Here is a 12,354-nt window from a genome sequence, read left to right as displayed (position 1 = left end):
GCAAGATGAAATACGGAATGCGCGAGCGAATCAGCGGGGCGGTGATTCTCATCGCCCTGGCGGTGATCTTCGTGCCGATGCTGTTCGACGAGCCGGCACCCCGGGACGAGCGCCCTCAGCCGGTGCTGACCATCGAGCAGCCGGTGCCGGTGGAGCGGCGCGAGGTGCCGGAACCGCAGCCGCCGGCCAGTCTGGGTGAGATTCAGGCGCCGGGCGAGGTGGCGCCCATGGCCCCGGCGCCCGATGCCGATGCAGATTCGCCCCAGCCGCTGGCGGATTCGCCTGACCTGGCCATCGAACCGGAGCGCGACGAGGCGCCCGAGGAGATGGCTGAGGCACCGGCATCCCCCGAGCCCGAGGCTCCGGCCGAGGACCCGATCGCCGAGCTGGCGCGGGCAGCCTCCGAACGGCTCGACCGCCAGGCGACCCCCGAACCTGAGCCCACCGAGTCCGCGCCAGCTCCCACCGCGGCCGCGCCCTCGGGCGAGTGGGCCGTGCAGGTCGGTAGTTTCGGCGAAGTCGCAAATGCCGAACGGCTCGAGGGGCAGCTCAACGAGCAGGGGTTCAGCGCCTACAGTCGCCTGCGCGACAACAACCTGACCACGGTCTATGTGGGGCCCTACGAGAGTTCGGATGCCGGCGAGCGGGCCATGGCAGAGCTCAAGGAGCAGGCCAACCTGCAGGGCCTGCTGGTGCGGGTCAGGGAGTGACGCCATGACGCTGACTTGGATCGATTGGATCTTCCTCGCCGTGCTGGCGGTCTCCACCCTGGCCGGGTTCATGCGCGGGCTGATCCGCGAGGGCCTGGGGCTGGCGGCCTGGATCGCTGCCCTGCTGGCGGCCCGGCTGCTGGCCGAGCCGGTGGCCGATATGCTGTCCGGGGTGATCGACAGCCCCGACGCTCGGCTGGTCCTGGCCTTCGTGCTGGTGATCCTCGGCGTGGTGCTGGTCTGCGGCATCGTGATCCGCATGGTGCACGCGGCGGTGGAGTGGGTCGGCATGGGCTTCTTCAACCGCGTTGCCGGGGCCTGCTTCGGCGTGGCGCGCGGCGCGGCCATTCTGGTGGTAGTGACCATCCTGATCAGCCTGACGCCGCTGGCCCAGCTGGAAGCCTGGCAGGAGGCCGAGCTCAGACCGACCTTCGAGCAGCTGCGCGACTGGGCGGTGAGCCAGCTCGAAGCGTGGGATGGCACCGTGCCCGAACTGCCCGAGTCGCTGCGTGGTATCTCGCTGCCCGGCGGCGAGCGCTCTGGCGACGGCGAGACGACGACAACCCCCTGACAAACGAATCCGGGACCCATCCATGCGGTGGTGTCTCTTCAAGGCAAGCGAGGTAAGGTGGAATGTGCGGTATCGTGGGCCTTTTGGCCAAGCAGGCCGTGAACCAGGCGATCTATGACGCCCTGACGGTCCTTCAGCATCGCGGTCAGGATGCCGCCGGCATGATGACCTGGAACGAGGGGCGCTTCTTGCTGCGCAAGAGCAACGGTCTGGTGCGTGATGTCTTCCACACTCGCCATATGGCTCGCCTCAAGGGCAACCTGGGGATCGGCCATGTGCGCTATCCCACGGCGGGCTCCTCCAGCGAGGCGGAGTCCCAACCCTTCTACGTCAATTCGCCCTACGGCATCTCGCTTGCCCATAACGGCAACCTGACCAACTCGGATCAGCTCAAGCAGGAGCTGTTCTCCTCCGACTTGCGCCATATCAACACCAGTTCCGACTCCGAAGTCCTGCTCAACGTCTTCGCCCACGAGCTGGGCAAGCAGGGGCCGTACCTCGAGCCGGGGGATATCTTCGACGCCGTGCGCCGCGTGCATCGGCGCTGCCGTGGCGGCTATGCCGCGGTGGCGATCATCAACGGCGTGGGGCTGGTGGCCTTCCGTGATCCCAGCGGCATTCGTCCGGTGGTGTTCGGCACCCGCGACGAAGGGCAGGGCCAGGACGTGATGATCGCCTCCGAATCGGTGGCGCTGGACGTAGGGGGCTTCGAGCTGCATCGCGACCTCGCTCCCGGCGAGGCGATCTTCGTCGACATGGCGGGCGAGATTCACACCCAGCAGTGCGCTGACCGGCCGATGCTGGCGCCGTGCATCTTCGAGCATGTCTACCTGGCGCGCCCCGACTCGATCCTCGATGGTGCCTATGTCTACGGCACCCGCATGCAGATGGGCCGCAAGCTCGGCGACCGCATCCGCAGCGAGTGGCCGGAGCACGACATCGACGTGGTGATTCCGATCCCCGACACCTCGCGCACCTCGGCCCTGGAGCTTGCCCAGCACCTGGGGGTGACCTACCGCGAGGGTTTCATGAAGAACCGCTACATCGGCCGCACCTTCATCATGCCGGGGCAGACCCAGCGCAAGAAGTCGGTCCGCCAGAAGCTCAATGCCATCGACATCGAGTTCAAGGGCAAGAACGTGCTGCTGGTGGACGACTCCATCGTGCGCGGCACCACCTGCAAGCAGATCATCCAGATGGCCCGCGAGGCCGGCGCCAACAAGGTCTATTTTGCCTCGGCGGCACCGCCGGTTCGCTACCCGAACGTCTACGGCATCGACATGCCGGCCGCCAATGAGCTGATCGCCCATGGCCGCAGCGAGGCGGAGGTGGGCGAGCTGATCGGCGCCGATCGCATCTTCTATCAGGACCTCGAGGACCTCAAGGCCGCCTGCCGTGAAGTCAACCCGGCGCTCGACGCCTTTGACTGCTCGGTGTTTGATGGCCAGTACATTACCGGCGATATCGACGACGGCTATCTGGCCAACCTGGAAGCGTCGCGCAGCGACCAGGCCAAGCAGCAGCAGAGTGCCGGCGACCATGCGCTGGTGGGCATGCACAACCAAGACGACATCGACGACTGAGGGCCGAGCATGCACGACGATCAGACACCGGGGGCGGCCTGGGCGCTGGACACCCTGGCGATTCGCGCCGGTCACCAGCGCACCCATGAGCAGGAGCATGGCGAGCCGATCTTCCCCACCTCGAGCTTCGTCTACGGCAGCGCGGCCGAAGCCGCCCGCAAGTTCGGCGGCGAGGAGCCGGGCAACGTCTACTCGCGCTTCACCAACCCCACGGTGCATACCTTCGAGCGTCGCCTGGCGGCCCTGGAAGGCGGGGAGCGCTGCGTGGCCACCAGTTCGGGGATGTCGGCCATTCTCGCGACCGCTCTGGCGCTGCTCTCTGCCGGCGACGAGATCGTCGCCTCGCGCTCGCTGTTTGGCTCTACCGTGAGCCTGTTCGACAAGTACCTGGGCAAGCTGGGGATTACCACCCGCTATGTCGAGCTCTCCGACCTTGCGGCCTGGGAGGCGGCGATCACCCCGGCCACCAAGCTGCTGTTCGCCGAGACCCCGTCGAACCCGCTCTCCGAAGTCGTGGACATCGCCGCGCTGGCCGAGATCGCCCATCGGCACGAGGCACTGCTGGCCATCGACAACTGCTTTCTGACCCCGGCGCTGCAGACGCCGATCGCGCTGGGGGCCGACCTGGTGATCCACTCGGCCACCAAGTATCTGGATGGCCAGGGCAGGGCGATTGGCGGCGCGGTGGTCGGCCGGGACAAGGAGCTCGAAGAGGTGTTCGGGGTGGTGCGCACCTGCGGGCCCTGCCTGAGCCCCTTCAATGCCTGGATCTTCACCAAGGGACTGGAGACGCTCAGCCTGCGCATGCGCGCCCACTGCGCCAATGCGCTGGCCTTGGCCCAGTGGCTTCAGGCGCACCCGGCGGTGGCGCGTGTGCATTACAGCGGCCTGGAAAGCCACCCCCAGCATGCCCTGGCGGCCCGTCAGCAGCGAGGCTTCGGGGCGGTGCTGGGCGTCGAGGTGACGGGCGGCCGCGAAGCGGCCTGGTCGGTCATTGACGCGACCCGCCTGCTGTCGATCACCGGCAACCTGGGGGACGTCAAGACCACGATCACCCACCCGGCCACCACCACCCACGGGCGTCTCTCCGATGATCAGAAGGCCGCGGCGGGCATCGAGGAGGGTCTGATCCGCGTGGCCGTCGGCCTGGAGGACCTGGAAGACATCCGCGCCGATCTGGCCCGGGGGCTGGATGCTTTGGTCTAACCCGGCGCCTGGATGCACTCGACGCCCGTCCCGCCCAAGGCGGGGCGGGGGTTGTCATCGGGGGGCAGGCTCGGGCGCTACCCAATCTTCCACGCGCAACCCCGGCACCCTACGAAATTCGCGAAGGTTGTTGGTCACCAGCACCAGTCCCCGTGAACGTGCATGGCCGGCAATCAGTTGATCGTAGGGACCGATCGGCTGGCCAATTCTGGCCAGTTCGGCCCTCAGCTGACCGCTATGGGCGGCGGCTTCGTTGTCGTAACCGAGCACCTCGAGCCGCGCGGTAAATCCCTCGACCACTTCCAGGTTTCTCTCCGGTGCAGCCGATTTTTCCGCACCATAGATCAGCTCCATCAAGGTGATGGTGCTGATGCAGAGCTGGGCATGATGGCGCTTGAAGGCGTTTCTCACCTGCTGGGGGCGGTTCTTGATGGTGAAGATGCAGATGTTGGTATCCAGCATGTACTTCAGCATCAGAATGATTCTCGCGTCTGATCAGCCGGCTGCTCTCGCTCGCTCATGAAATCAGCCGTGACCCCATCTCCCTCGAACCAGCTGTCCCAGGACTCTCCTGCGGGCGCAATGATCCGCGTCCTGCCAATAACGATGACATCGACCCGCTTGACGTCATCCGGTAGCGCCACGGACTTGGGGAGCCGTACCGCCTGGCTCTGGTTGCTCTTGAATACGGAGGCTTGTTTCATGGTGTGTCTCCTTGAGGTATATCCAATCTGTATATCCCTAGCATAGCAACTGCGGGATATCTGGAAAAGCAGAACCCTCCCTTATCGATATCCCCTTGAACTCTCGCCAGGAATCGCCATCACATCAGGGCACGTGTTCACTGTTCCCCGAGGAGAGCCACGATGAAGATCCTGATGGTACTGACGTCTCACGACCGCCTGGGAGATACCGGCCACCCCACCGGCTTCTGGCTCGAGGAGTTCGCCGCCCCCTACTACGTCTTCAAGGATGCCGGCGCCGACATCACCCTGGCCTCGCCGCGGGGCGGCCAGCCCCCGGTGGACCCCAACTCCCAGGCCGAGGAGGCGCTCACCGACGAGACGCGCCGCTTCGAAACGGATGATACGGCCAAGCGACAGCTGGCCGACACGCGGCCGCTGGCCGAGGTCGAGGTAAGCGATTTCGATGCGCTCTTCTTCCCGGGCGGCCACGGCCCGCTCTGGGACCTTAGCGAGAATGCCGATGTGAAGCGCCTGATCGAGGGCTTCCTGGCCGCCAACCGCCCGGTGGGCGCGGTCTGCCATGGCCCCACGGTGCTTCTTCAGGCCCGTACCCCGGCGGGCGAGCCGCTGGTCAAGGGGCGGCGCGTCACCGGCTTCGCCAACAGCGAGGAAGAGGCCGTGGGGCTGGTCGAGGCGGTGCCGCACCTGCTCGAGGATGCCCTGAAAGGGCAGGGCGGTGACTACCAGCGCAGTGACCAGGACTTCGCCCCTTTCCAGGTACGCGATGGCCTGCTGGTCACCGGCCAGAATCCCGCCTCCAGTGCCCCCGCCGCCAGGCTGCTGCTGGAGGCGCTAGCCAGCTAACAGTTTTTCCGAATGGTTGATTCGGCTTTTTTCAGCGGATACCGATGATGCACTGCGGTAAGCTATCGCCACTCTTTGATCAAGCGTGAGGATTCCACCCCATGTGGCGCAATACCCGTATCGGCTGGGGCATCGTCAGCATCGCGCTGCACTGGCTCAGCGCCGTGACCATCGTCGGGCTCTTCGTGCTGGGCTGGTGGATGACCGGGCTGGGGTATTTCGATCCCTGGTACAACCTGGCGCCCTGGTGGCATCGCTCCATTGGCATGCTGCTGCTGTTTGCCACCCTGCTGCGCCTGGTGTGGCGCTTCGTCAATCCCACGCCGGCGGCCCACGGCGGCCGGCTGGAGCGCCTCGCTGCCCACCTGGGACACGTGCTGCTCTACGTGCTGTTGCTGGTGGTGCTGGTCAGCGGCTATCTGATCTCCACTGCCCGTGGGCGCGGCATCAGCGTCTTCGACTGGTTCGAGGTGCCGGCGCTGATCAGCCGCCTGCCCAACCAGGAGAGCATCGCCGGGGAGATCCACTGGTATGCCGCCATCGCGCTGATGGTGCTTGCCGGCGGCCACCTGATCGCCGCCCTCAAGCACCATTTCCTGGATCGCCAGGACACCCTGACCCGCATGCTCAATCCTGCACGCTCCCGTCGCCTCTTGAGGGAGCCTGCTCCACCATCTCGCTCAGCGAGCCCCGACCGACACCCCTGAACGTCAAACTGTAAAGGAGAACCCCATGTTCAAGAAGACCGCCCTCGCCGCCGCTCTGGGTACCGCTGCCCTGGTGGGCGTGAGCCAGGCCCAGGCCGCCGACTACGTAGTGGACATTGACGGCCAGCACGCCTTCATCCAGTTCAAGATCAACCACCTGGGCTACTCCTACATCCTGGGTAACTTCGAGTCGTTCGACGGTCGCTTCCACTACGATGCCGACGACCTCGAGGCTTCCAGCGTGGAGATGGAAGTCGACGTGACCAGCCTCAATAGCAACCACGCCGAGCGTGACCGCCACTTCCTCAGCGATGATTTCCTGAGTGCCGGCGACTATCCCACCGCGACGTTCGTCTCCACCGGCTTCACCCCCAATGGCGACAGCGAGGGCGTACTGACTGGCGACCTGACCCTGAAGGGCGAAACCCGCGAGATCGAGATGCCGGTGACGCTGATGGGCGAAGGCGAGGACCCCTGGGGCAACTATCGTGCCGGCTTCGAGGGCGCCACCACCCTGACCCTGGCCGACTATGGCATCGACATGAGCGACTTCCCCGAGGTGATGCATGACCTCGAGCTCTACGTCACCTTCGAAGGCGTTCGCCAGTAAGACCGCCCCCTCGGTATCAGGCCTGAGGTATCCGACACCCCCGCATGCCGGGGGTGTCGGCGTTAGGGTGTCCGGCTAGAATGGCAACCCATTGCCCCGCCACGGAGTGACCGTGACTCGACGACTCGACGACAGCCCACCGCTGGGTGTGACCCTCTGGCGTCAGACCTGGCCCATGGCCATCGGCGTGCTGGCGCTGCTGGGGTTCCAGCTGGTGGACAGCGCCTTTATCGCCCGACTGGGCACCGCCCCCCTGGCGGCCCAGTCCTTCACCTTCCCGCTCTCCTTTCTGATCATCGGCATTCAGGTGGGGCTCGGCATCGCCATCGCTGCGCTAATTTCCCGCGCCCTGGGGGCCGGGGAAGAAGACCGCGCAAGGCGCCTTGGCAGCCTGGTACTGCTGGTCGGGGCCGCTGCCATTGCCCTGCTGGCGCTGCTGCTGTGGATGATCCAGGAGCCGGTGTTTACCGGCTTGGGAGCCGATGCCGCGACTCGCGAGCTGATTCACGCCTATTGGGCGCCGCAGCTGCTGGCGGCATGGCTGGGGGCGGCGCTCTACTTTGGCTATAGCCTGTTTCGCGCCCACGGGGATACCCGGCTGCCTGGCAAGCTGATGGTGGTTACCAGCCTGGTCAACCTGGTCCTCGATCCGCTGCTGATCTTCGGCGTCGGTCCTTGGGAGGGGCTGGGGTTGCCGGGCGCCGCCTGGGCCACGGTAGTGGCTTTTGCCGTGGGCCTGGTGGTGCTGGGCCGGCGACTCCGGCAAAGCGACTGGCTGGATCGGCAGGGACTGGGCGAGGAGCTGCGGCGCTCCGCCGGGCCCTTCGCCGGCATCGCGGCGCCGGCCATGGTCAGCCAGCTGATGCCCCCGCTGGCGGCCATGCTGGCGATCGCCGTGGTGGCCGGCCTGGGTGAGTCTCAGGTAGCGGCCTGGGGGCTGGCCAGTCGACTGGAAACCCTGTCGCTGATGGTAGTGCTGGCCATGACCATGTCGCTGCCCCCCTGGCTGGGGCGCTGCTACGGGGCCGGCGACTGGCAGCAGATTCGCCGGCTGCTGCATCTGGCGCTCAAGGTGGTGGTCGTGTGGCAGCTGGGGCTGGGCCTATTGATGGCGCTTGCGGCCCCCTGGGTGGCCCTGGCGCTGTCCGGCAATCCCGAGGTGCAGGGCGAGCTGGCCATTCTGATCCGCTTTCTGCTGCCCAGCTACGCCGCCCTGGGGATCTGCATGCTGGTGGTCTCGGCCGGCAATGCGCTGGGCTGGCCGCTGCGTGCCATGCTGATGTCCGGGGCGCGGCTGTTTCTCTTCTACCTGCCGTGCCTGTGGCTGGGGGCAACCCTGGGGGGGCTGGTCGGTCTGGCGGCTGGCGCCGCCTTCGGCAACCTCTGTGCGGGTTTGGCCGCCTGCCAGCTGCTTCGGCGAGAGCTGGGAACGGCGGCACAGCCCGCAGCGTGAATGGCAAAGCGCTCGCCCCGTCGATCTTTCTACACAGCCCCCTGGGTGGGATGGAGCCCCCCTGCGGGGCGCTGCGGGGGGCCGTTTAGTTGCTCATCAATCGCCTCAATCGGTGGATGACGGCGGCGTGCCAGCGACCGGTCGCGGCGCGGCCAGCCGCTCCTGCTGCCAGGCGAAGTAGAGAAACAGCGCCCCCATGACCAGATAGCCCAGCATATAGTCCCCGGCGGCGTAGAAGGCCAGCTCGGGGGCGTGCATCAGGCCGATGAAGGAGAAGCCCGCGGCTACGCCGGCGAAGACCGCAGCACGGCGGAACTGGTGGTCGATCACCGAGACCGTCATGGCCCCGATCAGGATGGCAGTGAACATCGCACCCTGACCCAGCGAGACGATGGCCGGGGAGATGTCCGAGACCACCTCGCCGGCGCCGCGATTGAAGCGGGTCATCACATAGTTGGCGAAGTAGGGCAGCATGGCCAACGCCACGGCGGGATAGTAGCGGGTGTCGTTGCTCTGAAAGGCGGTGGCGATCATCGACATGCCGACGAACACCAGGATGGGGGCGACCACCGAGACCGGGATGATGGCGGCGAGGGCCGCGATCAGCCCGAACATGGTGGCCACCGCATAGACGGCGCCGTTGAGAATGCTGTAGCCGCGGCCGGCGCCCATCCATTTGGCCCCCACGGTGGCGATGTATACCGTAGTGGGGAAGACCCCGCCGAACAGCGCGCCGATCATGGTGCCGGCACCGTCCACCGCCTGGCACTCGCGGACATCGTATTTGTCGCCGGCGGCCTCCATGGCTTCCACGTTGTTCATGGTCTCGATGGCGTTGTACAGGGTGATCGGCAGTACCACCGTGAGGACCGCCAGCATACCGGTGAACAGCAGGCCAAGCCCCTCGAACCAGGCCAGGGTCGGCAGCAGCGGGTAGAAGCCCAGATGGGTGAAGGCGTCGCTGAACTGGCCCTCCTCGGTGGCGCCGATCAGGTAGGCGAGGGCCGTGCCGATGACGATGGCAAACAGCGAGGTGGGAATGCGAAACGGCATCGTCACCCTGCCGATCAGGCCGACGATGATGATCGCCAGCACCAGCAGCCCGATAACCGGAATCTCCAGGGTCTTGAACAGCATCTCGCCGGCAATAAAGGTCAAGGCAACGCCAGCGACCGCCCCCAGCATCGCCGCCCGCGGCAGATGATGCTGGACCCAGCGGCCGATCAGGCTGATGGACGCCTCGATGGCCCCACTGATGAAGCAGGCGGCGACCGCCACCTTCCAGGCCAGCTCGGCGTCACCGGTGAGCTGCATGGCCGGCAGCAGCACGCCGAACAGGAAGACGAACATCACCGGCGTCGAGATACCGTAGGAGAGGGCGGTGACGTCGGTGCGCTGTTCCCGACGGGCCAGCCGCGCCGCGCTCCAGGCGTAGTAGAAGTTGCCCACCATGACCGCCACGGCGGCGCCGGGCAGCACCTGGCCAAAGACGATGGAGGCGGGAAAGCCCATCCCCAGCATGGTGATGGCGATGATGACGAAGTTGGCGATATTGTTCTGGAAGAGGGCGAAGAAGGCATCGGTATCCTCCTTCTTGTACCACGGATAGTGGACGGAAGGGGTATCGGGAGTTGCCGCCATGGGGAGCCTCTTGGTTGTGTGGTTGTATACAAGGCAACTTGCAGTCTGGACTCGATCTGACTGATCGGTCAAGTCTGTCGTTGCCGGGAGCGCACAGAGGCGCACCGCACCCCCGGCGGTTGATGCATCGAAAAATCGAGCTCTTCGCACTTTAGCGTGAACAAGTTTGGCAAGTTTTATGGTGGGAGGCCGGCTCTGCCGGGCGAAGGCGCCGGAGGCGCCCCATGGGTAACGCTGCGCGCTACTTCGCGAGCTGAAGCTCCCTCCCACAGAGCCAGTTCACGCCAGTCTGCGATGAACCAAAAATCGAGCGGTATTCTACGCGAAACGAAAACGCCCGGGCAGGGCCCGGGCGTCGAGGCTGGCAGGGAGCGGCCGATCAGTTGACCGCGGCGATCGCCTTGGCCAGGTAGGGCAGGTTCTCGTGGGAGAAGCCCGCCACGTTGGCGCGGCCCGAGCGGACCATGTAGATGCCGAATTCGTCACGCAGGCGGTCGACCTGCTCCGGCGTCAGGCCGGTGTAGGAGAACATGCCGCGCTGCTCGGCGACACAGGCGTACTTCTGATCGAGGCCGTAGGGCTTGAGCGCCTCGACGAAGTCCCGACGCAGGGTGTTGATGCGGTCGCGCATTTCGGTGAGCTCTTCGCGCCACACCGCGGCAAGCTCGGCGGAGTGCAGGATCTCGCTGACGATGGCGCCGCCGTGGGCCGGCGGGTTGGAGTAGTTCTCGCGGGCGACGATGGCGATCTGGGAGCGCACGTTCTCCATCTGCTCGCTGTCCTTGGCCACCATGATCAGGCAGCCGGTACGCTCGCAGTAGATGCCGAAGTTCTTGGAGCAGGAGCTGGTGATGATCACCTCGTCGAGGCTCTCGGCCATCAGCCGAACCCCGTAGGCGTCTTCGTCGAGCCCTTCGCCGAAGCCCTGGTAGGCGAAGTCGATCAGCGGCAGCAGGCGGCGCTCACGTACCACCTCGAGCACCTGTTGCCACTGCTCCCGGGAGAGATCGAAGCCGGTGGGGTTGTGGCAGCAGGCGTGGAGCAGCACCACGTCGCCTTCGGGGATCTGCTTCAGGGCCGCGAGCATGCCGTCGAAGTCCAGCCGGTTATCGGCGTCGACGTAGGGGTACTTGTGCAGCGTCAGGCCGGCGGCCGGGAAGATACCCAGGTGGTTCGGCCAGGTCGGGTCGCTGACCCAGATGTCCTTGCCGGGAAGCTGGTGGGCGATGAAATCCGCTGCCAGGCGCAGCGCGCCTGTGCCGCCGGGTGACTGGGTGGCGCTGGCGCGCTTGGCGGCCAGTACCGGCGAGCCCTCGCCCAGCACCATGGGCAGTACCACTTCGCCATAGGCCGGAGCGCCGTGGGAGCCGATATAGGTCTTGGTGGTCTCGTTCTTGAGCAGCAGGGCCTCGGCTTCCTTGACGGCGCGCATCACCGGTGTGTTGCCCTGGGCGTCCTTGTAGACGCCGACGCCGAGATCGACCTTCTGGGGGTTGGTGTCCTTCTTGAAGGCCTCGATCAGACCGAGGATGGCGTCCCCGGGAACCCGCTCAATGTGTTCGAACATGTATTTCGTAACCTCGTCGGTTCTGGCGGCAAGAATGAAACTCAAGCATCCCCCATGATGCCATTGCGCTCGATGAACTGCCACTCGCCGGTCTTGCTACAGTGACAGGCGAAGCGCAATGGGAGGTCTGCATGAAGGAATCGAATGCATCGCTGCCGCTATGGCTTAAGTGGCTGTTCACGCTCTGGATCGTCCTGTGGGCGCCGGCTTTCGCCGTCATGCTGGGGGCCCAGAACTACTTCTGGCTGTGTAACCTGGCCAGCTTTCTGATTCTTGCGGGCCTGTGGTGGGAACATCGGCTGCTGCTATCGATGCAGCTGCTGGCCGTGCTGCTGGTGGGTACCCTCTGGGGGCTGGACGTGCTGGGGGCCTGGTTGACCGGGGTGCACCCCATCGGCGGCACCGAGTACATGTTCGACCCCGACCACCCGACGCTGGCCAAGGCCCTGTCCTTCTACCACCTGGTGCTGCCGCTGGTGGCCGGCTTTGCGGTACTACGGCTTGGCTATGTGCGCCGGGCGCTGCTGTGGCAGACGGTGCTGACCTGGCTGGTGGTGCCGCTGACGTTTCTGTTCACCGAGGCCGAGCGCAATATCAACTGGGTGCATGGTCCCTTCGGCTCACCCCAGGACATCCTCCACCCGCTTGTCTATCTGGTGGGTCTGATGCTGGCCTGGCCGCTGGTGGTCTATCTGCCGGTGCACGGCCTGATGCGGCTACTGCAGCGCCGCGGCCTGCTGCACTGAGCCCGCATGC

The 12,354-nt window shown here is 65.8% G+C and carries 13 protein-coding genes; 9 read left to right on the top strand and 4 right to left on the bottom strand.

The window, feature by feature from the left end:
- Positions 1-5 precede the first annotated feature (5 nt).
- From ACZIYR_RS11050 to ACZIYR_RS11035, 4 genes are all read left to right on the top strand, one after another.
- Positions 6-710: an SPOR domain-containing protein gene (locus ACZIYR_RS11050; RefSeq protein ID WP_473033834.1), complete on the top strand. Its 705-nt coding sequence runs from the start codon at positions 6-8 to the stop codon at positions 708-710.
- Positions 711-714: 4 nt separating this feature from the next.
- On the top strand, positions 715-1,281 hold the full coding sequence (locus ACZIYR_RS11045) for a CvpA family protein (protein ID WP_473033833.1): 567 nt from the start codon (positions 715-717) through the stop codon (positions 1,279-1,281).
- A gap of 62 nt (positions 1,282-1,343) precedes the next feature.
- Positions 1,344-2,864 carry an amidophosphoribosyltransferase gene (gene purF, locus ACZIYR_RS11040; protein ID WP_483526721.1) on the top strand — a complete coding sequence of 507 codons (1,521 nt, stop codon included), beginning with the start codon at positions 1,344-1,346 and terminating at the stop codon, positions 2,862-2,864.
- Positions 2,865-2,873: 9 nt separating this feature from the next.
- Entirely contained in the window at positions 2,874-4,070 is a 1,197-nt protein-coding gene (locus ACZIYR_RS11035) for an O-succinylhomoserine sulfhydrylase (protein ID WP_483526720.1), read from the top strand.
- Positions 4,071-4,124: 54 nt separating this feature from the next.
- On the opposite strand, the gene vapC is transcribed toward ACZIYR_RS11035, so the two are convergent.
- Together vapC and vapB are read right to left on the bottom strand one after the other, a co-directional pair.
- A complete protein-coding gene (gene vapC, locus ACZIYR_RS11030; RefSeq protein WP_483526719.1) occupies positions 4,125-4,544 on the bottom strand; it encodes a type II toxin-antitoxin system tRNA(fMet)-specific endonuclease VapC in 420 nt (139 codons plus the stop codon).
- The gene (gene vapB / locus ACZIYR_RS11025) at positions 4,544-4,774 is read right to left on the bottom strand and encodes a type II toxin-antitoxin system VapB family antitoxin (RefSeq protein ID WP_483526718.1); all 231 of its coding nucleotides are present in this window, start codon (positions 4,772-4,774) and stop codon (positions 4,544-4,546) included. Before vapB ends, vapC begins: the two co-directional genes overlap by 1 nt.
- Positions 4,775-4,936: 162 nt before the next feature.
- On the opposite strand from vapB, the gene ACZIYR_RS11020 reads away from it, so the two are divergent.
- The 4 genes from ACZIYR_RS11020 (at position 4,937) to ACZIYR_RS11005 (ending at position 8,390) form a co-directional block, all read left to right on the top strand.
- Positions 4,937-5,620, top strand: coding sequence for a type 1 glutamine amidotransferase domain-containing protein (locus tag ACZIYR_RS11020; protein WP_483526717.1), 684 nt, complete (start codon positions 4,937-4,939; stop codon positions 5,618-5,620).
- A 101-nt stretch (positions 5,621-5,721) separates the two neighbouring features.
- The gene (locus tag ACZIYR_RS11015; protein ID WP_483526716.1) at positions 5,722-6,327 is read left to right on the top strand and encodes a cytochrome b; all 606 of its coding nucleotides are present in this window, start codon (positions 5,722-5,724) and stop codon (positions 6,325-6,327) included.
- Positions 6,328-6,352: 25 nt separating this feature from the next.
- On the top strand, positions 6,353-6,937 hold the full coding sequence (locus ACZIYR_RS11010; protein ID WP_483526715.1) for a YceI family protein: 585 nt from the start codon (positions 6,353-6,355) through the stop codon (positions 6,935-6,937).
- A gap of 175 nt (positions 6,938-7,112) precedes the next feature.
- On the top strand, positions 7,113-8,390 hold the full coding sequence (locus tag ACZIYR_RS11005; protein ID WP_483529072.1) for an MATE family efflux transporter: 1,278 nt from the start codon (positions 7,113-7,115) through the stop codon (positions 8,388-8,390).
- Positions 8,391-8,495: 105 nt separating this feature from the next.
- Here the strand turns inward: ACZIYR_RS11005 and ACZIYR_RS11000 are convergent, their stop codons facing one another.
- Positions 8,496-10,031, bottom strand: coding sequence for an NCS2 family permease (locus tag ACZIYR_RS11000; RefSeq protein ID WP_483526714.1), 1,536 nt, complete (start codon positions 10,029-10,031; stop codon positions 8,496-8,498).
- Positions 10,032-10,410: 379 nt separating this feature from the next.
- Entirely contained in the window at positions 10,411-11,598 is a 1,188-nt protein-coding gene (locus ACZIYR_RS10995) for an amino acid aminotransferase (RefSeq protein ID WP_473033825.1), read from the bottom strand.
- 131 nt (positions 11,599-11,729) lie between these two features.
- Between ACZIYR_RS10995 and ACZIYR_RS10990 the strand changes: the two genes are divergently transcribed.
- On the top strand, positions 11,730-12,344 hold the full coding sequence (locus ACZIYR_RS10990) for a hypothetical protein (protein ID WP_473033824.1): 615 nt from the start codon (positions 11,730-11,732) through the stop codon (positions 12,342-12,344).
- The last annotated feature ends 10 nt before the right edge of the window (positions 12,345-12,354 follow it).

Source organism: Billgrantia sp. NRB1 (genome assembly GCF_056921725.1).
Note: the sequence above shows the minus strand (reverse complement) of the source record. Positions and strands in the feature narration are given on the sequence as shown.